The sequence below is a fragment of the Desulfoluna sp. CYM3A genome, assembly GCF_056829965.1.
On the sequence record NZ_CP186556.1, the window covers coordinates 3269199 to 3292375 of the forward strand.

General features: G+C 56.9%; 22 protein-coding genes and 4 pseudogenes. 25 read left to right on the forward strand and 1 reads right to left on the reverse strand.

From position 1 onward, the window contains the following. The 21 genes and pseudogenes from ACOYW1_RS16690 to ACOYW1_RS16790 all read left to right on the forward strand — a co-directional run bounded on the left by ACOYW1_RS16690 (window position 1) and on the right by ACOYW1_RS16790 (window position 16205). Window positions 1-1692, forward strand: a complete 1692-nt coding sequence (locus ACOYW1_RS16690) for a DUF2586 domain-containing protein (protein ID WP_482418922.1) — start codon at window positions 1-3, stop codon at window positions 1690-1692. Further along, the gene (locus tag ACOYW1_RS16695; RefSeq protein WP_482418923.1) at window positions 1692-2120 is read left to right on the forward strand and encodes a hypothetical protein; all 429 of its coding nucleotides are present in this window, start codon (window positions 1692-1694) and stop codon (window positions 2118-2120) included. The genes ACOYW1_RS16690 and ACOYW1_RS16695 overlap by 1 nt, the downstream gene beginning before the upstream one ends. 117 nt (window positions 2121-2237) lie before the next feature. Next, a complete protein-coding gene (locus tag ACOYW1_RS16700) occupies window positions 2238-2570 on the forward strand; it encodes a DUF6848 family protein (RefSeq protein ID WP_482418924.1) in 333 nt (110 codons plus the stop codon). Between the two features lie 346 nt (window positions 2571-2916). After that, window positions 2917-3090 (forward strand): annotated as a pseudogene (locus tag ACOYW1_RS16705) (phage tail tape measure protein); the annotation flags it as partial. 25 nt (window positions 3091-3115) lie between these two features. After that, window positions 3116-3556: pseudogene (locus ACOYW1_RS16710) on the forward strand (phage tail tape measure protein); the annotation flags it as partial. Between the two features lie 16 nt (window positions 3557-3572). Then, window positions 3573-4505, forward strand: coding sequence for a phage tail tape measure protein (locus ACOYW1_RS16715; RefSeq protein ID WP_482418925.1), 933 nt, complete (start codon window positions 3573-3575; stop codon window positions 4503-4505). A gap of 156 nt (window positions 4506-4661) precedes the next feature. Continuing rightward, on the forward strand, window positions 4662-5237 hold the full coding sequence (locus tag ACOYW1_RS16720) for a hypothetical protein (protein WP_482418926.1): 576 nt from the start codon (window positions 4662-4664) through the stop codon (window positions 5235-5237). A gap of 11 nt (window positions 5238-5248) precedes the next feature. Then, window positions 5249-5767 carry a hypothetical protein gene (locus ACOYW1_RS16725; RefSeq protein ID WP_482418927.1) on the forward strand — a complete coding sequence of 173 codons (519 nt, stop codon included), beginning with the start codon at window positions 5249-5251 and terminating at the stop codon, window positions 5765-5767. A gap of 2 nt (window positions 5768-5769) precedes the next feature. Then, on the forward strand, window positions 5770-6579 hold the full coding sequence (locus ACOYW1_RS16730; RefSeq protein WP_482418928.1) for a hypothetical protein: 810 nt from the start codon (window positions 5770-5772) through the stop codon (window positions 6577-6579). Window positions 6580-6797: 218 nt separating this feature from the next. Then, window positions 6798-7175: a hypothetical protein gene (locus tag ACOYW1_RS16735; RefSeq protein WP_482418929.1), complete on the forward strand. Its 378-nt coding sequence runs from the start codon at window positions 6798-6800 to the stop codon at window positions 7173-7175. A 13-nt stretch (window positions 7176-7188) separates the two neighbouring features. Next, entirely contained in the window at window positions 7189-7386 is a 198-nt protein-coding gene (locus ACOYW1_RS16740) for a hypothetical protein (RefSeq protein ID WP_180143102.1), read from the forward strand. Then, entirely contained in the window at window positions 7386-7826 is a 441-nt protein-coding gene (locus ACOYW1_RS16745) for a hypothetical protein (RefSeq protein ID WP_482418930.1), read from the forward strand. Before ACOYW1_RS16740 ends, ACOYW1_RS16745 begins: the two co-directional genes overlap by 1 nt. A 20-nt stretch (window positions 7827-7846) precedes the next feature. Beyond that, window positions 7847-8965 (forward strand): baseplate J/gp47 family protein, encoded by a 1119-nt coding sequence (locus tag ACOYW1_RS16750; RefSeq protein ID WP_482418931.1) that lies wholly within the window; start codon window positions 7847-7849, stop codon window positions 8963-8965. Beyond that, window positions 8966-9523: a phage tail protein gene (locus ACOYW1_RS16755; protein WP_482418932.1), complete on the forward strand. Its 558-nt coding sequence runs from the start codon at window positions 8966-8968 to the stop codon at window positions 9521-9523. Window positions 9524-9533: 10 nt separating this feature from the next. Next, entirely contained in the window at window positions 9534-10373 is an 840-nt protein-coding gene (locus ACOYW1_RS16760) for a phage tail-collar fiber domain-containing protein (RefSeq protein ID WP_482418933.1), read from the forward strand. A 1916-nt stretch (window positions 10374-12289) separates the two neighbouring features. Then, the gene (locus ACOYW1_RS16765; RefSeq protein ID WP_482418934.1) at window positions 12290-12613 is read left to right on the forward strand and encodes a hypothetical protein; all 324 of its coding nucleotides are present in this window, start codon (window positions 12290-12292) and stop codon (window positions 12611-12613) included. A gap of 533 nt (window positions 12614-13146) precedes the next feature. Further along, window positions 13147-13788 carry an AAA family ATPase gene (locus ACOYW1_RS16770; protein ID WP_482418935.1) on the forward strand — a complete coding sequence of 214 codons (642 nt, stop codon included), beginning with the start codon at window positions 13147-13149 and terminating at the stop codon, window positions 13786-13788. An 8-nt stretch (window positions 13789-13796) separates the two neighbouring features. After that, on the forward strand, window positions 13797-14141 hold the full coding sequence (locus ACOYW1_RS16775; RefSeq protein ID WP_482418936.1) for a hypothetical protein: 345 nt from the start codon (window positions 13797-13799) through the stop codon (window positions 14139-14141). Between the two features lie 426 nt (window positions 14142-14567). Next, window positions 14568-15281: pseudogene (locus ACOYW1_RS16780) on the forward strand (DUF2201 family putative metallopeptidase); the annotation flags it as partial. 42 nt (window positions 15282-15323) lie between these two features. Next, window positions 15324-15689, forward strand: coding sequence for a VWA-like domain-containing protein (locus ACOYW1_RS16785; RefSeq protein ID WP_482423747.1), 366 nt, complete (start codon window positions 15324-15326; stop codon window positions 15687-15689). Between the two features lie 27 nt (window positions 15690-15716). Continuing rightward, the gene (locus ACOYW1_RS16790) at window positions 15717-16205 is read left to right on the forward strand and encodes a hypothetical protein (RefSeq protein ID WP_482418937.1); all 489 of its coding nucleotides are present in this window, start codon (window positions 15717-15719) and stop codon (window positions 16203-16205) included. Window positions 16206-16256: 51 nt separating this feature from the next. Here ACOYW1_RS16790 and ACOYW1_RS16795 read toward each other — a convergent pair whose 3' ends face one another. Continuing rightward, window positions 16257-18245 (reverse strand): methyl-accepting chemotaxis protein, encoded by a 1989-nt coding sequence (locus tag ACOYW1_RS16795; RefSeq protein ID WP_482418938.1) that lies wholly within the window; start codon window positions 18243-18245, stop codon window positions 16257-16259. A 915-nt stretch (window positions 18246-19160) separates the two neighbouring features. On the opposite strand from ACOYW1_RS16795, the gene bla reads away from it, so the two are divergent. From bla to ACOYW1_RS16815, 4 genes and pseudogenes are all read left to right on the forward strand, one after another. Then, window positions 19161-19970 (forward strand): class A beta-lactamase, encoded by an 810-nt coding sequence (gene bla, locus ACOYW1_RS16800; protein ID WP_482418939.1) that lies wholly within the window; start codon window positions 19161-19163, stop codon window positions 19968-19970. A 26-nt stretch (window positions 19971-19996) separates the two neighbouring features. After that, complete coding sequence (gene catB / locus ACOYW1_RS16805; protein ID WP_482418940.1) at window positions 19997-20629, forward strand: type B chloramphenicol O-acetyltransferase; 633 nt, start codon at window positions 19997-19999, stop codon at window positions 20627-20629. 437 nt (window positions 20630-21066) lie between these two features. After that, a pseudogene (locus ACOYW1_RS16810) lies at window positions 21067-22133 on the forward strand (serine hydrolase domain-containing protein). 51 nt (window positions 22134-22184) lie between these two features. Continuing rightward, window positions 22185-22979 (forward strand): bestrophin-like domain, encoded by a 795-nt coding sequence (locus ACOYW1_RS16815; protein ID WP_482418941.1) that lies wholly within the window; start codon window positions 22185-22187, stop codon window positions 22977-22979. Window positions 22980-23177: the final 198 nt, after the last annotated feature.

Sequence of the window (23177 nt, forward strand, 5' to 3'; positions counted from 1 at the left end):
ATGGGCGACGTATTGGAATTTTTGGTGGACGGGGCCAGCGGCCTTGCTCCCGGCGGGGTATCGGGCACGGCCATTGTGACCGGTGTCTGCTCCAAGGGCACCGTGGGCAAGGCCTACCTGCTCGGCAAGCACTCGGACCTCGAAGGCCTCCTGGGGGTCGGCCCCCTGGTGGACACCCTCAAGGACGTGTTTGCAACAGGGGGTCAGGAGCCTGTGGTCATCGCCGTGCCTGTTGAAGGCCTCTCCGGCGGGTACATCGGCAGTGTGCGCCACACGGGCACAGGACCTTCCGCAACGGCAACGGGCTCTCCCGCAGGCAACCTGGACGCGGTGCTGAAGATCAAGACCACTGGTGCCTTAGGCACGGCCACAATCGAACTCTCCCTGGACGGAGGCAAGACCTTCGCCTCGGCGGAAGCCACCCCGGCCAACGGCCAGGTCACCCTGGGGGACTCCGGTGCCACTCTGGTCCTTGCGGATGAAGAACAAAAAGAGGGCGACACCTACAGCGTCACCGTGCGCACCCCCATCGGCCCTGTGGAGAAAGTCGGCACCGGCCCGGACATCGACGTGTCCGGCACGGTAAAGGCAGCCGGTGAACTGATCCTGAAAATCGTCAAGTCCGGTGGCCGGAACCAGGGGACCTACCAGCTCTCCCTGGACGGCGGCGACAGCTGGGACGTTGAACGCACCCTCCCCGCCGACGGCCTGATTGCCGCCGGTTCCACAGGAGTTACCATCACGGTTCCCGCCTCGAACATGACCGTCGGCACGGTGTACACCTGCCGCCTGGCTCCCCCTGTGCCCAGCATCAGCGGGGTGATGGCGGCCCTTGAGAAACCCCTGGAACGTTATGACGTGGAGTTCGTCCTCATCGTGGGGCCCTCGGACAGCAGCGATTGGGCGGCAGCCGGTGCCAAGGCCGATGCCTTGTGGAGCCTCCACCGCCCCACCTACTTCAAGATGGCCTACCGCCTGCCCCAGGACGGAGAAACCGTGGATGACTGGACCGCGGCCTGCAAGGCCGAGCTGGACAGCTACGCCCACCGGTTTGTTCAGGTGTGCGCGGCCTACGGCGAGGTGTCGGACCCCTCGGGCAAGCGCCTGATGCGCAACTGGGCCGGGCTCCAGGCAGGTCGGGTGCTCTCCATTCCGGTATGCCGGGCCACGGGCCGCGTCAAAGACGGTGGCATCTCCCAGGGGACCCTGGACGAGGACTTCAACGAAGCCCATCAGAAGACCCTGGAAAAGGCAGGCGCCCTGACGGCCAAGCGTTATGCGGGCCTCTCCTCCGCCTACTGGGGGGACTCCAGAACCCTGGCCGATCCCTCCAGCGACTTCCAGTACGAAGAGGTGGTGCGAACCGTCTTCAAGGCGGTGCGCCTCTCCCGCATGGCAGCCCTCAAGAGCATGTACGACGAAGCCGGGGACCCCACCCTGGCGGACAACGGAGGCAGCGGCCTCAACTATCTGAAAGCCTGCATCGAAGGGGCCCACGGCACCATGATCGCAGCAAGACCCCAGGAGCTGGCCGCCTCCAAAGTGGAGATCCCCGCCGGCCAGGACATCGTTAACAACGGGGTTGCCGTTGAGTTTACCCTCATCGGCCTGCCCATTATCCGAGAGATCCGACTCTTTGCCCAGTACGTGTACGCGGGCAGCCGTCAGGATCCGAGACTGGAGGTGGCCTAATGCCCATCAACGGAAACACCTATGACTGGGAATCGGTAACCATTGATCTTAACGGCACGACGGCAATCGATATCGAAGAGATCAGCTACAACGACAGCCGGGAAATCGATGTTGTCTACGGCAAAGGCAGCGTGTCCAGGAAATACGGGCGCAAGAACTACAGCGCCTCAGGGTCCATGAGCCTGCTCAGGGAGGAGTTTGAAAGCCTTCGCAAGAACCTGGGCGGCAGCGTCTACAAGGCAAAACCCTTTCCCATCAGCGTCAGCTACGGCGACGAGGGCATGGACACCGTCACCGACACCCTGGCCGAAGTGAAAATCACCAAGCAGGACACCAGCGCCAAGCAGGACGAGTCGGCCACCGGCAAGGTGAAGCTCGACTTCAAGATCCTCAACCCCATCAAATGGAACGGAGAGGCAGCCCTTTAACCCCTACCGCCCCATGCCCTTGCATGGGGCGAACCGGTAACGATTCAGCCCATGTCTGCCTCCGGCAGCCCTGCCGGAGGCAGGCTGAGACTTTACATCATCCAAGGAGAACAACGCATGACCACAGAAAACCCCAATACAACCGCACCCGAAGCATCCACCTCCTACGAAGGCTACACCCTTATGGAACACACCTTCAACGACCGGTTTGCCGGAAAAGAGGTGACCATCAGGCACCACTTCAAACGCCCCAACCGGCCCCAGATCTCCCGTGCCCAGAAAGGGGCCGGCAAAGACGCCATGAAAGCCTTCGGCAACTTCGTCTCCGAAATTGTGCACCCCGACGAAAAAGAGGCCCTGGCCGCCAACATCAAGACCTACCCCGGCCTGGCCGCCACCTTCGGCAACGCCATCATGGGGGCCGTGGGCGTGGGTGACCTGGGAAACTGATCCGGCGCGCCCGGGAAACCCTGGACCCCATGGACCAGTGGGAGGCCATGATCTCCCACTGGCTGGGACAAGAGGCGGCGGAGAACCTGGAGACCTTCGCCTCCCAGGTTGCCCGGGCAGAATGGTTGGAGAAGAGACACCTTGAATCGTTGCAGCGCCTAATAGGAGGAGTCAGTTAGTGGAAGCGCTTAGCATTTTACAAGACTTAGGAATGGCAGAATCCGCCATCAATTCCTTAAATGAAATAAAAAGTGCCTTCGAAAACGCGAAAAAGGCGGGCACGGAATTCGGAAACGGCTTCAAGGGTATCGCCAAAAAAATGATGCCCTTCGCCCTTGCAGCGAAGATGTTCCTTGCCGTCCTGTCTCCCACCATTTCGGTGGCAGCCGATTTCGAGGCTCAGATGTCAAGCCTGGGGGCCGTCTCAAAAGCCAGCGCCAGTAAAATGGCTCTGATGAAACAAAGCGCCCTGGACTTAGGGGCCCAGACGGGATTTGCCGCCGGGGAGATCGTGACGGCCCAGGAGGAGCTCAGCAAGCTCGGGGTTCGAACCCAACCAGATCGTTGGCGCCATGCCGGATATCCTGAACCTGGCCACGGCAGCCCAGTGTGGCCTGAGCGCAGCGGTCTCGATGAGTTCCGCAGCCATGGATCGTTTCAACATCAAAGCGTCGGAGTCGGGCACGGTGGCCGATACCCTCGCCTCGGCCTCGGCTTCGGGCATGGACCTCGCAAAGCTCGGCACGGCCCTGGACAATGCCGGGGCAGCTGTTGGCAAATCCGGGGTCAGTTTTGCCGAGTTTGCGGCCATCACCGACGCCATGACCGGAGCCGGTATCAAGGCGGAAAGTGTGGGCAAAACAACCTCCACCATGTTCCAAAAGCTGACCGCGCCGACAGATGCCGCAGCAAAAGCCCTCAAAAAAATAGATTTTAGTCCCACAGCATCCGGCGGAGATCTTTTGGATATGCTGGGGGGGCCTTGAGAAAGCACTTGCCGGCATGGAAGCGGCTGAAAAGGCCGCCACGCTGACAACCATCTTCGGTGAGGAAGCCCTTAAGCCTGTCAACACCCTGTTAAATGAGGGGATCGGCAGCCTCAAGGAATTTGGCAAAGCGGCGGACAACGACACAGGCCGTGCAGCGGAAATGGCCACGGCAAAACTTAACAACCTCAACGGGTCCCTCAAAATCCTGGGGGTAGCAACCACCAACTTTTCCATCGTGGTGGGCAGTGCCTTCACCCCGATTTTAAAAGTTTTAACGGACGCACTTATCACGGTGGTGGGCTGGTTAACGACCCTGGCATCCCACCCCATCGGACAAGCGGTCCTGCTCATGGCCGGCGGATTTTCCGCCGTCGCCATCGTCCTGGCGTACTTACCCGGGGTGCTGACCTTGGTTACGGCAGCGTTCGGCTTTTTCAACGCAACGCTTCTAACCAACCCCATCGGCCTGGTTGCCATGGGCATTATCGCGCTGGGGGCTGTGATCATTGCCTTCTGGGAAGATCGCCAATTTTTCAAGCCTTTGACACTGATTGTCCAGGGCGTCATCTCCGTTTTTAAAAGCTTATCAGGCACCATCGGCACCATTGAAGGCCAACTGGCAAAGGACGTGCAGGTGGCTGGATTGGTCGGCGTGATTACCACGATCTGTCGCGTGATCTATCGCATCAAGGTGGCCTGGGACACAGCCTGGGACGCCATGGTCACCACCATGGCAGGGAATTGGGAGTATATTTACCCCCATCATCGATACCGTGACGGGTGCCTTCCGCCCCCTGTGGAAAATCATCAGCTACGTGACGAGCGCCCTTTTCGGTGCGGCAGAGTCCACAAGCGTTTCAAACTGGCAGACCTTCGGTGCCATCGTGGGCGTTGTGGTTGGCTCGGCCTTTCAGGTATTGGCCTGGGCCGTTCGTCTTGTTCTTAGCCCCTTTACGCTTTGCATCAAGGTGGTGGGCCATTTGTTCTCGGCATTTGTCTGGCTTGGGGAAGGCATTGGCAATGCTGCCGGTTGGATCGTGGAGCATGCAGCTTCCATCGGCAACGGCATCAAGTGGGCATTTCTCAACCTGACGCCTTTAGGATGGGATGGCAGATTCAAGGCTTTAACGGCGTCAAGAATTTCCTGTCCAACATCAACCTGGCCGAAATCGGCGTGAAGATTATGCATTCCCTGGCATCGGGCATCAAACGTGCCGTCATGATGCCCTTTACCATCATCAAGGGAGGATTCAGCAAAATTCGCAACTGGTTCTCCTCTTCGGACGACAAAGAGGGGTCGCTGGCGAAGCTCACTGTTCCCGGCTCACAAATGGTGAATACCCTGTCCACAGGAGTCCGGGGCGCAACGTCGGTACTGGGGAAAAAAGGGGCCGCTGGGGCGGCAGTCGGAGTTGGCCTTGCCCTCGGCACAGCCATGGCCGATCCAGGGCAATACGCGTCCGGCATCAGCTCCCTTCCGGCCGTTGCCACCCCTTACGAACAGGCGGCTGAAGGTGCCAGCGGCCCGCAGCATGCCGCTGAAAGCGGTGAGGTGCGAAGCCAGGGTTCCAGGGTTGTTATTGAACATTTGCATGTGCAGCTCCCCGATGTGTCGGACGCGGACTCTTTTGTCCAGGCCCTGCAGACACTGGTGAGCTCTTACGGAGGACAGGACTGATGGATGGGTATTTGAAATTTTCAGATGGTGAGGTGTCGTTGGGTGGGGTGACTGTCCCCGGGATTTTGTCGAGTCTCTCCATAGGAAGCGAGGTGATCTTCGATGAACCCAAAGAGGAGGGCAAACCCGGCACCACCAAACTCCCCATGGGATGGGAGGATTCGGATTTTTCCCTGTCCCTGGTCCTGGTGAGCGACGAAAACGGCACCTGCTACGACAAACTGAAAAAGCTCGTAGCGGTCTTCAAAGGGACCAATGACAAGAATAACCCGAAGGTATTCACCATCGCCAACCACCACATCTCGGCATGGGGTATCGACCATGCCGTATTCAAACGCTTGCAATCCAGTGAGGACAACAAAACGGATACGATCAAGGCCACCTTGGCCTTTACCGAGCACAACCCGCCCATCCAAAACCAGGCCCAACCTCCGAAAGCCGGAGGGGCCTCCGGAAAGGCGGAGAACAAGACGCCCGGTACCACGGCCAAAGAGCCGGAACTGTCCCTTAAAATGGATGTGGGGAGGTAGTCATGGGGGTCATTGCAGGCATCCAATTGGACATTTTTCTTGGGAAAAAACGGGTCACCCGCTGCCCGGAGTGCGTGGTGACCGCATCGCGGCGGTCCGTGCTGACCCAGGCCAGCATTGCAGTGCCCGACCCCATGGGCGAGGTGCATCAGGCCCTGGACAAAGGGCAGTCCCTTTCCGTTCGGTTCGGGTATCGGGACCGGGACCCGGGGGTGTTCACCGGCACCGTCACCCGATGGGCGCCTTCTTTAAAGGCCAGGGAGCATGTGGTGATCCATGCCGACGGCCCGGAGCGCGCCCTGCTGACAACACATCTCACGGAGTCGTGGTTTGAGGAACCGGCGGATGTCCTTGCCAGGCGCATGCTTGCCGCCTCAGGGCTTCCCGTGGGGCATGTGGACCTGCCCGACACCCTCATTCCGCGCATGAGCGTCAGCGGCAGCCCTGTCCGGGGAGCAATCATGGGGGTGATGCACAGTTTGGAGAGCGGCTTTTCGCAGAACCTGAGCCGGTCTTACCTGCGGCTTGAAAACGGAGCCCTGGTCCTGTCCGGCGCCCCCAGGGAGGGGGCGGTACCGGTCATTGCCACGGCCGGGGGCATCATTCGCCACAAGGTCCGCACCGAAGGGCCCAGTGAGGTGGAAACCTTCCTCACGCCCTGGATGCTGCCCGGCATGCAGTTTCAATTAAACGACACCCGCAAGGGGGTCCAGGGGCTGTTCCTGGCCGACGCCGTGACACACGTCCTGCGTCCCCGCTCTGTGCGCACCTTTCTTTCCTACGGAGGATCGTATGACCGTTTCCAATGTTGATGATTTCTTTCGACTTTTTCAAAAGGCGGTGGAGCTGGTACGGCCCAACCTCCGCAAGTTCTATCGGGTGGTGCGCAAGGCCGAGGTGGTCCGAAGCTACCCCAGCGACGGGCAGTACTGGGCCGATGTGCAGCCGCTCTTAAACGATGAAACCCCGGACCCCGACGAACCGGTGATCCCCAAGGTGGAGATCCCGGTGCTCTGGGCGGTTACGCGGCGTGGTCTGCCCCCCTGCCCCGGGCACCCGCTGCGATCTTTCTTACTACGATGGGGACCCCAACTTTCCCCGCATCGGCAATTTCAGGTGGCAGGGCAACAAGGCCCCCCAATGCGACCTGGGGGCCTTCATCATCCAGCTGGAACCCGGGGTCTCCATCGAGATCGAAGCGGACAAGCGCATTGTGACCCTCACCTCGGCCAGCGTGGAGACAGAGACCGGGGACAAATGGACGGTCAAGGCGGGGAGCGAGGCCACCGTGGATGCCCCGCTCATCAAGCTCAATCAGGGCACGGGCGTGGTGACCGGTGCCTGCGTCTGCCATTTTACAGGCCTTCCCCACGGGGATGTGTCCTCAACGGTTTTTGCCGGGAAATAAGGAGAACAACAAAATGAGTCTGAGCAACAGCGCACTCAAAGGATTGATCGTCGGTGAGATGACCGCCCAGGGAATCGAGGTGGCAGGCGACCATGCCTGGGCCGAAAAACTGGCGACGGCCGTGGCAAACGCCGTGGTGGCTCACATCACGGCAAGTGCCCAGGTCACGGTAAGTGGCGGGTCCAGTGCCGGCACATACAAGGTGGCATAATGGAACATATCTTCGGACAAGACATCAAGCTGGACGGCCAGGGCCATGCCCTCATCGCCGCAAACGGTGAACTCGTGCTCACCGAGGACGTAGACACCGGTCTCCAGGACATTCGCGAGGCCCTGAAAACACCTGTGGGCACCCTTTTCTACGATGAGACCTACGGTGGCCGGATCTACCACTGGATCAAGGACGAAAACACGGAGACCCATCGCATGGGCTTCACCGCGGAAGTGAGGCGCATCTTAAGAAACGACCCCAGGGTGGAGGCCGGAAGCGAATCCTGCCGCATCCGCTCCTGGGACGAGAAAGGCATCGAAGCCGAAGCCGGCTGGCAATGGATCGGCCAGTCTCACATAAACAACCTGGTGATCGGAATCGATCCCGCAACCATGGAGGTAGTGATCAAAGATGGCTGTTCCCATTCCACGAATTTCTAAAACATTCAAACCATGCTGCCATGCTCGGCAGGGTATCTGACGTACACGACGAATACATCGCCAAGGGGTGGCTTCCCCGGGAGATGAACCTCAACAAAGGCGTGGTGAGGGGCATCCTGGAGGTAATGAGCTGGAGCCTGCACCAGGTGTACCTGCTCCTTGCCGATCAGGTGCGGCTGGGGATTCCCGGAGAATCCCACGGCACGTGGCTGGATCTCCACGCCGACCAGGTTGAGGCCCCCCGCCAGGCCATGGGCAAGGCAAAGGGCATGGTGCACTTCACCAGGGAGGCAAGCAGCGGCAACGTCTCCATTGCCAAAGGACGCATCGTCAGGACCCAGCCCGACGGCACGGGCAAGGTCCACCGGTTCGTGACCACCGAAGATGCCGTCATGCAAAACGGAGACAACGAGGTGGCCGTGCCCGTGGAGTCCGAAGATTACGGGGCCTCGGCAAACGTCACCCCCGGCCAGATCTCCGTCATCGTCACCCCCGTTCCCGGGGTGGATGCCGTCACCAACCGGTCCGGCTGGCTGCTCACCGAAGGGGTGGACACCGAGTCCGATACCAGCCTCAAGGAGCGCTACAGGCTCCAGTGGAAGGGCAACGACGGCTACTCCTCCAACGCCTACAAGCGGTGGGCAACATCTGTTCCCGGCGTTCTGGACGTGGCCGTCAACGACCAGCACCCCAGGGGCCAGGGCACGGTGGATATCGTCATCCGGGGCATGGCCGGGATGCCCACCGACGAACTCCTTGACAAGGTGCGGGAGGCCATCGCCCCCAACGCCCACCAGAACGACGACTGGCAGGTCCTGGCCCCCAGCCCCGTCCTTGTGGCCATCTCCCTTGCCCTCCACCTGAAACCCGAGGCCGTGTGGGAAGAGATCCGGCCCAAGGCGGACTCGGCCGTCCGCACCCTCTTTGTCAAGCCGGACGAAAGCGCCCAGGAGGCCTATATGTTCGGCGTGGGCGAAGACATGACCCAGGACCGCGTTGTGGGGGCCATCATGAATGTCTCGCCCCACATCAAAGAGGTGGAGTGGCTCGCCCCCACCACAAACATCACCGTGGGCCAAAACGGCCTGGCCATCCTCACCGGCCTGACCCTGACCCATGTAACGGAACCGGAGGCATAGATGGCCCTTTTCTGGAAGTACATACGCAACCAGCTCCGCTTCCGCCCCGCCCTTGGAGGCGGCCCGGTGGCCGTCATTCTCAAGGGCATGGCAAAAGCCTTTGACGATGTGTGCGCCGACATCGTGTGGGCCCGGGACCAGATGAACCCCAAAACCTGCGATGACGAGCTTGTGCCCGCCTTTGCACAATCCAGGGGCATCCGAAAGCACCCCGCCGAAACCTTTGACCAGTACCGGACCCGGGTGGTTGACGCCTGGGTCTGGCATCGCATGGCAGGCCGGCACCGCGGCGTGGAACGCATCCTGGACCACTATGGCCACGAAGGGTGCACCCTCTCTTCCATGAAGCCCATTAACAGCGCCAGGTGGGCCGAATTCGAGGTGTCGGTTCCCGCGGATACCCCCATGGACAGGAAAAAATACGACGCCATCCGAGACGTCATCAACGGGGCCAAGGCCGCCACGGCCAAACTCGCCCGCGTGAGCACCAGGACACAGACACCGGCCCAAATCTTTGCGGCAGCCGGCCTTCGCGTCAAAACCCATATCAGACTGTAAGGAGAAGACCATGTTGAGATGGACCCCTGCCGGGCTTCAGGCCATTCAAGCGGCTGAATCATCCGGAACCAAAATCAAAGCCACCCACATCGCCATCGGGGACGGCGGCGGCCAGACGCCCGACCACTCGGGCAGCACCATGCTGGTAAACGAGCTCTACCGCCAGCCCATTGACACCATTGACATGGTGGATGCCCCGGACGTCCCTTCGGGCAAGGTCGTGGAGTTCGGCGTCAGCATCCCCGAGACAGAGCCCGAAACCGGCAGCTGGATGATCCGGGAAGTGGCCATTTTGGCGGGCGACACCGTCATCGGCATCGGCCAGCACCCGGATCTGGAAAAGGTAGGCAAGGACTCCCCCAAGGGCACCATGACCCACACCATCACCGCCCCCATGGTCGTGAGCAACGAGGCGGTTATTTCCCTTGCCATTGCCCCTTCCGTGCATGCCACCATGGGAGCCCTTTCCGACCACAACAAAGACAGCCAGGCGCATCAGGCCATCCGGCAAGCCTGCACAACAGCCATCTCCGAGCATAACCGAAATGATGGAGCCCATGAGGATATCCGCCAGGCTCACCAAACGGCTGTGGACGAGATCGCTGTGCAGAAAGAGGCGCTGGAGACGCTTGAAAAGAAAGTGGTCAATACGGGGGTCAGGCAGGCAGTTTTGTCTTATGGCGAGGGTATTTCGGTTGAGGCGACCGAGGTGAAGGGGATGGATTCGGTTGATTATAAGGGCAACGATCAGGCTAATTTACAAGTTGACTTGGGAATGCCCTTCGCTGGTGGAGAAATGGCGGAATGGTTATGCCATGCTGCCCAACCACCCGTGGGGATAGATACGTAATCGATTCTATTCGGGGGCCTCTCATTTTCTCGCAACAGTAAGCTCTGTGACCGATGATGAATCTGAAAACGTTGTGTCTGCTTTTACGGATACCGGCTATATTGCGGGTTCAAACACGTACACAAACTCTACCGCAGGTAACAACGTCCGCCTTTCAAACGACTAATATCGTTTCGCCTGAGACGACAGCAAGAAGTCTTACGTTTGACTGTAAAGATAACTACGGAAAAAACGTACTTGGTTTACGTTCCGTAGAGTTTTTAGATATCAATGGAAATATTTTACCTCTAACAACATCAGACTTTGTGGCCTATGCGAGCAGTGCTAAGAACACTGAGAATCCAAGTGCGGCATTCGACACTTCAACCTCAAAAACAGGTAGTGCTAATGGTGGTTGGGTATCAACTATAGGTAAAACCAAGAATCAGCGTTTAACTATCGTTTTTAACACCCCACGAACATTTTTTGGAATACGAATTAACAATTATCATTCCGATGGTAGCTCCTTGGACGGAGGAGTTAAAGGTATAAAGTCTAATACACCTCCGAGGTCCTAACGAAGGTTCAAGGGGAAACTTATGATGATTTGACGGGTAACTTAAGGCAGTACCTTGAGACTCAGCTTTACCAGCACTCTGCATCGAATGTCGTAGATAACCAAGATTACAAAACACAGACATGGCATATTAATCCTGCGACCGGATTCGCCATGTGCCAATATCGAGGAAAAGGCGGTGTACCCAGAACACTGATGCATCCCATGGGCAAAAAATTGGTTATGGTTTAGTTCAAACAAATAAACGCTACAGGCCAGTGGTGGGTTCAGTCTGATAAACTCGCCGGAACACAGTATTTGATCCTTAATGATACTAGCCAGATCAGTCACAGCAGTTCGGCTTTTAACAATAAGCTCGCTACCCAAACAGAAATTTTTCTTGGCGATAACCCCCAGATAAATGGAAATAATGGAGATTATATTTTCTACGGCTGGTTTGGAGATGATCTCAGTGATATTCACCCCGGTATGACTGGAGTACGTGGGTCAACGGCATGCGTATTGCTCGGAAGGGCATAAGTTTGACTGCGGCATAGAAAACCCCCAATCCTTTTTGTTCAAGCACACAAACGGAGGCGGCAACTGGTATTCGCAAAGCGTTAGCCGTGGTTGGGATAAATTTACACTACTGCAGAGTCGAATGCCGAAGATACATATACGTCCTCTGCACAACCTACTGTAACGGATTCTATAATTGGTCTGCCGGAGGCTTGGGGGGATACATCGGAATATCTTGTTATGGGTTCGGAAAAACAGGGGGACTCCCAACTGGAAAGTCTTTAGCAGATTAAAGCTACAGAGAAAGACCCATTTGTAGCAACAGTTTCTGATGGGTTCGATGCTGACTATGGCAACAAAGACACCATAATCGGCAAGACTGCAAACGTTGTCTACCCGCAGTCAGAACCGGACGGCGAGTACGATATTGTTCTGCTCCGTGATGGCTCACTGGACCTGACCGCCAGGGAGAGCTTTGTAACGGATGTTGAGAATTGGAAAAACGACAAGCTCCTGCTCGGCGGCTGCACGATCACAGATGGTCTAATCGTTGATCTGGAACTTACCCCAGTCGGCGATGAGTATGAGACGCCGTGGTTCCCTGTAAGCGCTAATTCAAAATACCGTTTACCGAACCTGTTTAAAACAGGCAATATATCTGTAGAAATATTTTGGAAAAGAAATTTGGAGGACATCTATAAAAGAAGGCTTCACAGGGACAGATTTTTGTCGTCTAACAACTCTGTGGGAGCTGAAGCCACAATTATGCCGGATGTCATCGAGATTGACTCATTCTCTTACACCGAATTGACAGGCTATACAGACGGCTATTACAAACTCCGAGTCAAGCGAGGCTATTGATATGGAAACACTCAAAGTTCAAAATACATGGTTCAATAAGGCCACCGGGTCAAAAATTGTCAATTTCATCAAAGGCGCGAAGATGCCCGACAACTGTCAGGAAACGCCTCCTGATATCCCCAAACTTTCCGATCCCAACGACATCCCTCTCTGGGATGTGGACAACATGGTGGAAGAGTCTCCGACCCTGGGCAAACATCTTTTGAATCCCAGGGAATCCAATAGCAGGACAGGTGACAATAGCCCCAACCGGAAAAACCAGGCCAACAATACAGGCTGCCAACTAAGGTTAATCGGAGTCGTACAGCCCATTTTCCGTAAATAACGACAGACATCACCTTGCAAGGGCTCAGCCCTCCATTGCCCTGAGCATCGCACGCAAACCAACCCCTTTGTGCGGTGACTCGGAATATTTCCTTCTCCCAGCAAACTACCAAAATGAGATAGTTTTTTATGCGGGTGTTTAAGGCATAACAGCACCACATGCGCCATAACATCGTGTCCGCCACAAAAAAGGCCAAATGTTGCGCGGTTTCTCGAACCGAGGAACCAGGTTTAAGGGTCAGGCGGCGCACCAGCGCTGACCCTCAGTCCGTTTCACAATTCCAGGCCGAACCACATTGAGATCCATACAGGCCAGGCAATGGATCAATGTGTTTCCTGCTCGACGAGCCCACCCTCGAAGCACTTACCCCACAGGACCCCTTTTCGATTTCCTGAGAAAAAAGCATTGCAAAATCACACAGCATCTGATTTGTTAGGTCTTCCTAAAATTTAAAGGCAAAACAATAAATATATGATTTATCAAAAAATATCTCATAACCGTGACGCAAGCACTACAATAACCAAAGGAAACCCATGAAACCGTCCCACATTGCAACAGCCATCTCAACCCTCATTCAGATTCGTCAACCCACGTTTTTGTGGGGGCCTCCCGGCATCGGTAAAAGCCAGGTGGTCAGGCAGACGGCTGACGCCATGGGACTGGAACTCATTGATATCCGGGCCATCCTTCTGGATCCGGTGGACTTGCGGGGCATTCCCCGCATCGGGGATGACGGCACGTCCACGTGGTGCGCGCCGTCCTTTCTGCCGCGTTCGGGAACCGGCGTTCTTTTTCTGGATGAGCTCAACGCGGCCCCTCCCCTGGTCCAGGCGGCATGTTACCAGCTTGTTCTGGACCGGCGGCTCGGGGAGTACACCCTGCCGGAGGGCTGGGCCATCATCGCTGCCGGGAACCGGGAGCAGGACCGGGCGGTGACCCACCGCATGCCGTCTGCTCTGGCCAACCGGTTTGTGCATATCGACTTCAGCGTGGACCATGGGGAGTGGCTCACCTGGGCTGAAGCACACGACATCGCTCCGGAGGTGACCTCCTTTATCCGTTTTCGTCCCAAGCTCCTCCACGATTTTGACCCGGAACGGGCAGACAAGGCCTTTCCGTCTCCCAGGTCCTGGACGTTCTTGCCTCATGGGCGGGAGAATGGAGAGCATGCCTAGCCGAGCTTGTGGCAGGCACGGTGGGCAAAGGAGCCGCTGCCGAGTTTTGCGGGTATGTCACCATCCGGCACCAGCTTCCGGACCCTGAGAGCATTTTATCCGCCCCCAACCTTGTGGATATCCCCACAGACCCTGCGGTCCTGTTTGCCCTGTGCGAAATGCTTGCTCTGTCGGCAGATTCCGGCACCATGGATGCCTTGCTGACCTTTGCCTCCCGGTTGCCCGATGAATTCAGCGTTCTGCTCATCCGAGAGGCGGCCCGCGCAAACAATCGAATCGTTGAAACCGATGGGGTTCGCCCGTGGGCGGAAAAGACACGGAGAGGTTCTTATGTAAGGCCTGTAACCCTCTGAAAGAAAGCGACCCGCCGAAGACTGCCAAGTTAACGATGCCTCCGGCGGCCCTGCCGGTGGCCTAACGTATACCCATTTTATGCGTTGGGTTTGACAAGCAGGTTTGGGGTGGTTTTATGACTATCTTCGCGGATGTTATTCACCGACAAACGAGTGAGAAAGCATCCGCAACCTGGGGCTCAGGGGATCATCCCCTGGCCGCCGGAGGATGCTTCCCCACCCCAATTTCCCCATAGAAGGCAAGCTGAATATGACACTACTTTTTAGCCACCGCCTGGCGAAAAAATAACGACATCAACCACGAACCCACCGATCAAAGACACCATGGCGTATTCCTAAAAATCTGGAGGGCCGTGACTCCCTGGGCCGACCTCAATCACCCGTTTTTGCTTCCCGCCTTGTTAGGTCAGGGAAAACGTCGCGGCGAGCGCCGCCGACGGCAAGGTGTTTGGCTACAACCCCCTGTATGTCCGGGTCCTTTCGCCGGACAAGCTGGAAGGGCTTACCGCCCATACGGTGATGCACCCGGCCTGCGGGCACCACACCCGTCGGCAGAACCGGGACCACGACCTCTGGAACAGGGCCTGCGATTATGCCGTCAACGGCATCCTGCTGGAGTCTGGATTCACCCTTCCCGACGGTTTTTTGCTGAACGATGCCTATGACGGAAAAAGTGCGGAGGCCGTCTACACCATTCTTGAGCGCGGCCTGGATGATTCGGAACAAAGCGAAGAGGAATCAGATCCGGAGGCAGGGGATAACTCGGCGGTCTCCGGAGATGACACATCCGAGCTTGAGGCATCGGCCCTACCCGGAGGACAGGAGGAATCAGAGGAAGAGTCGCAGGAGGGTTCTCCCTCGGGCGATCCCGGTAAATCAGGGGAAGTCCGGGACACCCCTGCGGGAGGAGAAACAGATCCGGACCTTGAAGCAGACTGGAATGAGGCCCTTACCCAGGCCTTTGTCAATGCCCGGGGCATGGGCAAACTGCCTGCCGGAGTGGAACGGTTCATCCATCGCCGGATCAACCCGAAACTCAACTGGAGAGAGCTGCTGGCACGATTCATCGAGCAGTCCGCGCGCTCGGATTACTCCTGGGTATCCCCCAACAGGCGGTATATTCACCAGGAGCTCTACCTGCCCTCGCTCCAGAATCAGGAGCTGAGCACCATCGTCGTTGCCGTGGATACCTCCGGCAGCATCGAACCGGCTGAGCTGGCCCAGTTCAGTGCGGAGGTATCCGACATCATGGAGCGCTACCCGGCCACCCTCCATGTGATTTACTGTGATGCAAAGGTTTCAGGGTACGACGTCTTCAGCCGCTGCGACCTGCCCGTGGCCCTTCGTCCCAAAGGGGGAGGTGGAACGGATTTTCGTCCGGTCTTTGAGCTGGTCGCAAAAAACGGGCTCATGCCGTCGTGCCTGATCTACCTCACCGACCTTGAGTGCCTCTCCTACCCAACCCAGCCGCCGACCTATCCGGTGCTGTGGGTCAAAACCGGCAACAGCGACAACCGGGCGCCCTTCGGCGACGTTATCCAGTTGTAAATGTGACTGAACCCAAAAGGAAAAACCGTGCGTATTCAATGGAGCATCGATAAAAAAAGGGGCAATTTCAGGCCCACCCTGACGTACACCATCACCCTGGAACCCTTTGAAAAAGAGCTGGCCGTCAATGCCCTGACCGTCAAGAGCCTCATACCCCGCATCCCCCATGCACGTCGCCCTTTCTGCCTACCCGGGGAAGATGAACGGGCCGGGGCATGGGTACCGGAGCGGCATCACTACCTCTGTATCCCAAGCGCGCCCTACCTGAAGGACAATGAGATCAAAAACGTCATCTGCCTGCCCTTTCGCGAGGAGGGGGAGTACCCTGAAGTTGAAGACTCCTTTGAGATGTTGAGGCATGCCTATGAAGAGATCGTCAAACAGGCATACGGCCATGGCCCGATATCCCGGCAGGGTGACATGGAGATGACCCCGGAGACCAAACGAACCATCGCCGCAAAAATAGCCCGCGCAAAGCTCCTCAATCTCTACGGCACCGATCGCATGAGCGCATGATAGCGGCTTTGGAATGGCGCTGCTTCCGATTGAAGGGTTCTGCCGTTTCAGCTACACCTTAAACCGCCCGACGATTCCGTTCACCCGGGCGGCCATCTCCCGAAGCTGTTCCGCATGGGAACTCAGCTGAGCGCTTGATCCGGCAATGTCCCCTGCTTCCTGATTGATCTGAGAGATATCCTCGGTCAGGGCCTTGGACACGGAGAAACTCTGGGTTACGTTCTCGTTGATGTCTGAAATCCCCCGGGAGACAAACGAGATATTGTTGGCAATATCTTTTGTGGCCGTGGACTGCTCGTTTACGGACGAGGTGATGGTGGCCACAATGGCATTGACCCGCTCGATAATCCCGGCGATCTGATCGATCTCCCCTGCGGTTTCCGAGGTGGTGCCCTGGACGGTTTCGATCTGCCCCTTGATGCCTTCGGTGGCCTCGGCCGTCTGGGCGGCGAGTTCCTTGATCTCGTTGGCCACCACGGCAAACCCTTTTCCGGCGTCTCCGGCCCGAGCCGCTTCGATGGTGGCGTTGAGGGCAAGCAGGTTGATCTGCTCGGAGATGGCCGAGATGGTTTCGGTGACCTGGCCGATCTCTTCGGCGGCATGGCGCAACGCCACCATCTTGCCGGCGGCCTCTTTGGACTGTGACACCGCCTCATCGGAGATCCCCCGGGCCTTGGCCGTGTTGTCCACAATCTCGTGGATGGTCACGCTCATCTCTTCGGCGGCCGATGCCACCATGGTGCTGTTGGATGACGACTCCTCAATGGCCGCGACAATATTGGCCAGGTTCTCACTCATGCCCGTCGCCGCCCCTGACAGGGCCTCGGCGCGATCCGCCGTATTTTCCGCCCCTGTCGAGAGCCGACCGGAAATATCGATCAAGGTGTCCGAGGAGCCGTCGACCTTGGTGCTTGTGGCCCCGATATCCTTGATAATGGCCTGCAGTTTTTCCATGAACAGGTTGAACCACCTGGCCATCTCCCCCACTTCGTCCTTGGTGTCCACCACCAGGCGCATGGTCAGATCCCCCTCCCCTTCGGCAATGTCCCTGAGCCCTGCCACAACCTGCTTGACAGGCTTTGAGATGGACCTGGAGATCAGGAAAATCACCAGCCCCACAAGGGCAATGGTGGCCAGGGTCAACCCGAGCAGTAAATTCCGCAAGGTATAGACTTTGGAGTGCAGCTCCTGCTCATCGATGACCGTCACAATGGACCACCCCGTGGTCGGCACCTTGGAAAAAAACGCTATTTTGCTCTCTCCGCTGTCCGAAAACTCGTAGATACCGGTGCGATTGCCCTTCATGTATTCATCAAGCCCCCCAAGACGGCCGCCGCTTATCTCGCCAAGTTTCTCCTTCATGACAACGGAGGCATCCGGATGCACGATGATGGTTCCGTCCTGGGCCAGGACGATGCCGTAGCTCTTGCCTGTCAAGCCCAGGGCGTCGATGGTCTCGGAGACAAAGTTCAACTGGATGCCGGCCCCCACCAGCCCCTGGGGCGTTCCCCGGTCATCGGCAATGGGGGCAACCATGAAAATCGTGGCCTTGCCCGTGGTTTTGGAGATCAGGGGCGGGGTGACAAAGGAGGGCCCACCTGCCATCAGGTCCTTGAAATACCCCCGGCTCGAAATGTTGCCCACAAAGCTGCTCAGGGACTGGTCGTTTTTATCCTGCTGAATGGTATGGTAAACACCCTGGCTGTTGGCGGAGTAGATATCCGAATAGTCGTTGGGGTAGGCTTTTTTCAAATAGAGATACCGGTTGCGGTTCAAGGCGTCGATCTCATCAAACCCCGTGTTGATGTTTTTCGCCTGGGGTGTCTGGGCGATGGACTCGGTTTCGATGAGATGTGTCTTGATCCATACGTCCACCACCGTGGATTTTTCCTGCACGGTTTTCAGGATATTGTCGGACAAGTCCCCCCGTATCAGGTTGCTCATATAGACATACGTCGTCCCCCCGAAGACGAAAAGGCACAACAAAACGATGGGAATAACGGCAAAGCTGATCTTTTTGTTCAGTGTTGCATTGATCATGGCAGGTCTACCTTTCATCCGGTCTCAGAGTCTCGTGTTTCCCCCGGGAAATTGTTCCCTCACGAGTCAAATCAGGTCAGCAAAATAATAACTCACCTTAAATATTTCCAAAGACTATGCCATGCCGTATTGTTTTCTTAAGTAAAGAAAGAGTGTTTCCTATATCACCATTAAAAACAGCCCCGTCGAAGACAGAGCCCCCTTTCACACCAGCCTCACCCATCAAAAGAACAGCCATGGCATGCCCACCGCTCCGGATGCGCCACTGCATCGCAATGCAGGGCGATTTCGCATCAATAGTCTTTAATGCCTACCCGTTATGACTATGATGCAAAACAGAATCAGGATGCACGGAAGCATCACGCCACATGCAGAGCCCACCGTGTCAAAAAACATCCCCTATCCCGGATATTTCATGAGAAAACGGTCATGAGAAGCCAACAAAATGTCATCATTGTTGGTTACTGAGAAAAATTTTGATATTTCATAAATGCAACATGTGGTTTACCGTCTAGGGCTCGTTTTTCGTCCCCTTCGGGCAAGCCGACCCCACCCATCTTCTGTGTTATCGGAGCGTTGAAGGAGAGAACGACGCCTACAGCCCTGATGCCTTGACGATGGGCGCACTCGACTCGTGAAATATCCGGGCTATGCCAAATCCATTTACTCATATATGCTCTGGCCCGGGCCTTTTCGCTTTACGGGCCATGCACATCAAAATGGACAACACCCCCTCGGGGCAGACAAAAACCCTCTGTGCGGGCCCCTCCCCGGCAGCTCTTTCCTCCCTCATATGCACGACACACAAAGGAAAAATCAGTGAAGATTCTAAAATTGACCGCCTCACTTTTGATTATTGGGATTCTATCGGGATGCATCGGTGCAAGGCATGATGAGCCTGTTTCCCGAAACGCATTGGAAAATAAAACCGACGTGACATCTTTGACAAAGACAATCGCTGACATCGAGCAGGCCCTGGGCAGCCCCGTGGGCGTCTCGATCTATGATGTCCAAGCCAAAAAATCATGGAGCCATCATGGGGATCGGCGTTTTCCCCTCATGAGCACATTCAAGACCCTGGCCTGCGCCAAAACACTTCGTGATATCGAAGCCGGGGCGCTCTCCTTCGACGATTCAGTCGTCATAGAAAAAACAGCCCTTGTTACCTGGTCGCCCGTCACCAGCCGATACGTCGGGCAGGCCTTTTCACTGAAACAGACCTGTGAAGCCATGATGACCATGAGCGACAACACGGCAGCCAATATTATCCTGACCCACACCGGAGGCCCAGAAGCGTTGACCTCCTTTGCTCGGTCCATAGGCGATACCGTCACGCGCTTGGACCGCATGGAGCCAGACCTGAACGAAGCCCGCAAAGGAGACCTCAGGGATACCACCACCCCGGACGCCATGGCGGGTAACCTCAGGGCCCTGCTCCTTGGAAACGAGCTGTCAGACGCATCCAGGGCCCTGCTGACAAATTGGATGAGGGGAAACAAGGTCTCAGGAAGCCTGCTTCGCTCGGTCCTGCCCAAGGGCTGGGACATTGCCGACCGGTCCGGGTCAGGCGGCCATGGGTCCAGAGGTATTGCCGCCGTTGTCTGGCCCGCACCGGAGGAACCACTTGTGGTCTGTATCTACCTAACCCAGACCACGGCCTCCTTTGAGGAGCGAAACAAATCCATTGCGTCCATCGGCCGGGCCATTTTCGCCCTGTACCAATAGATCAAATCCCCTTGAGGAATCACCCGGTGAAGAACTATTTTGAAAGCCCCTTTGTGGGGAAACAACTGAAAGACCAGGTAACAAACCCCAATATCATTGTCGGAGACCACAGCTACTACTCCGGCTACTATCACCACCACAGCTTTGACGACTGTGCCCGGTACCTGAACCCGGACCGGGACGACGTCGACAAGCTGATCATCGGCCGCTACTGCTCCATCGGATCAGGGGCTGTGTTCATGATGGCCGGAAACCAGGGGCATCGAAACGACTGGGTAAGCACGTTTCCGTTCTATTACCAGGACAACCCGGCCTTCTCCGGGGCAGTCGACGGCTTCGAAAGGGCCGGAGATACAGTGATCGGCAATGATGTGTGGATTGGCACCGAAGCCATGGTCATGGCGGGTGTGAAGGTGGGGGACGGCGCCATCATCGCAAGCCGGGCCGTTGTCACCAGAGATGTCGAGCCTTACTCGGTTGTGGGGTCAAATCCGGCAAGGCATATCCGGTATCGGTTCACGACAGACCAAATCGACATGTTGCTGGAGATGAGATGGTGGGACTGGAGCGACGCCCAGGTCAACGCCGCCATGGGCTTGCTGTGCTCCTCGGATATAGCAGGCCTGCACGCCCACTGGAAAACCTCCATAGGCAAATAACCGGGCCGCCGTCGGGCAAGAGTCGCCCATGCGGCCCAACAGCCTTGCCTTCAACGAATCGCCCGTGATACTATGAGCAATATCATTCGTTTACATTCAACACGACACAACCTTCTCCGTAAAAAATCAGCATTTCGTCCACCAGGGCCCGCCCCGGTTTTCCGGCAGCCACGGGTTAACGGCCTCACCCATGCCCGTGGAGCCACCACCCCAACGAAACGCTGGCAACACCTTTCACTTGCCTGATCCGCAACGACCCGCCAATGCCGAACAGAAGAGGGATTATGCAACGACTTTGCTTCGTCCTCACCATCTTCCTGCTTGCGGGCTGCACCGAGCCTCCCCCTCTAAGCCGCCTGGACGCAGATACCCGGGCTGCCCTAGATGGGGTGCTTCAGGAAGCGGTGAAAAGCAACGGCGTTCCCGGTGTGGTTGCCATGGTGGTCGATGCGGAGCACATCCTTTACACCGGCACCGCAGGAGTCATGGATGCCCAGGGTAAAAAAAAGATGCGGGACGATGCCATTTTCCGCATCTTTTCCATGACAAAACCCGTCACATCCCTGGGGATCATGATTCTTGCCGAGGAGGGGCGCCTCTCCCTTGACGACCCGGCATCTGACTACCTGCCGGAAATATCGGAATTAGAAGTTCTCACGGGAATCGATGATAAAAATGAAACCATCATGACCCGTCCCGCCTCACGCGACATAACCATCCGGGACCTTTTGTGCCATACGTCAGGAATCGGGTACATCTTCTGCAGCCCCGAGCTGCTTCGCATCTCTCAACTCACATCGGCCCCGGCACACGAGTACCCTGCGCTCCACGACCCGGGAGCCCGATGGACGTACGGCATGGGGCCCATCTACCTGGGCTGGATCATCGAAAGGGTTTCCGGGCAATCCCTTTCCGCGTTCATCGATACCCGTATCACCGGCCCCCTGGACATGGACGACACCGCCTTTAAGCTGCCCTCAAGAAAACACGACAGACTGGTGGCAACCTACCTGCGAACCGCCGAGGGCTTGAAAGGCAGCCCGACCCAAAAACTACAAACCCATCAAGCAAGGGGACAGCTGGCCTTCTCTCCACCGCCCGGGACTACGGGCGATTCATCCAGATGATCCTCGGGCAGGGGAAACTGGGTAAGACCCGAATCGTAACGCCCGCCTCCGTTGCTGAGATGTCTCGCAACCAGCTGAACGGTTTCACCATTGAGGAGCAACCCGCAGCCCTTCCGGGCATGACGCGTCCGTTTCCAGCAAGGGCGGGACGGGACGGATTCGGCCTGGGATTTCAGGTACTGAAAGGCAAAAGCAAGGGCGGGCGTTCTCCAGGCTCCCTGAGCTGGTCCGGAATCCAGAACACACACTTCTGGATCGATCCGTCACACCAGATAGGAGTCGTTCTGTTATGCCAGCTGCTCCCCCACTACGATGAAAACGTCATGGCCCTGGTGACAGATTTTGAACGGGTGCTCTACAAAAATCTTCCTCGATAGAAAAGGATTCCTCACCCAGGCGTCAGCCAACAAACAGCATGGGAGATCCAAATGAACCCTGGTCAATTTGAAACCCTTCCAATCCATTGGTTCTATGTCGGCACCGCGATACTCATGATCCTGTGTTACGAACTCGGCTGCCAGATAGGTATGCGCCTGCAAAGCCGCCAGGAGGAGGACACCCAGACCTCCCTGGGGACCCTGGTGGGAGGCTTGCTCGGAATGCTTGCTTTTGTTCTGGCCTTCACGTTTTCCATGGCCCTGTCCCAACACGACCACCGAAAACAAAACGTTCTGGAAGAGGCCAACGCCATCGGCACAGCCTACCTGCGAACCGACCTCATTGATACGCGACATGGCATGGAAGTAAAACGGCTCCTGAAAAACTATGTCGAGATTCGTTTAAAGGCAGCCTTAAGCGGCAAAGACATCGACATTGCGGTGAAAAAATCCGTGGTGATCCATGACCTCTTGTGGGAACAGGTAGCTGAGGCAGCCCTGGAAGCCCCCACCACAAATACCTCACTGATGGTTCAGGCCACCAACGAAGTCATCGACATGCACGAAAAACGGATAACGGTTGCCCTTCACAATCGTATTCCACGAAGTGTCTGGGTTGCCCTTGCCGCCATCACGGCCCTGACCATGCTGACCCTGGGGACCCAGATCGGGCTGACCGGCAAGCGGCGCATTATCACGGTGGTTCCCCTGCCCCTTGCCTTTGCCGTGCTTATCACACTCGTTGTGGACCTCAACCGGCCCCAATCCGGCCTCATCACCGTCGGTCAGCAGTCGATGATCAACCTGCAACAAACCATGGGACACAATAGCCCGGATATTTCATGAGAAAATGACAAGGCCCTATCAATAAAATGTCACACTTCGGGCGAGCCTAATGCACCCATTTTATGCGTCATCAGAGCGTTAAGACAAAATACTACATCTGTATATCTGATGACTTGAATATGGGCGCACTGGGCTCGTGAAATGTTCGGGTTAGTGTATTGGCCTCAATACAGATAGGGGGAACTCCCGGAGTGACCC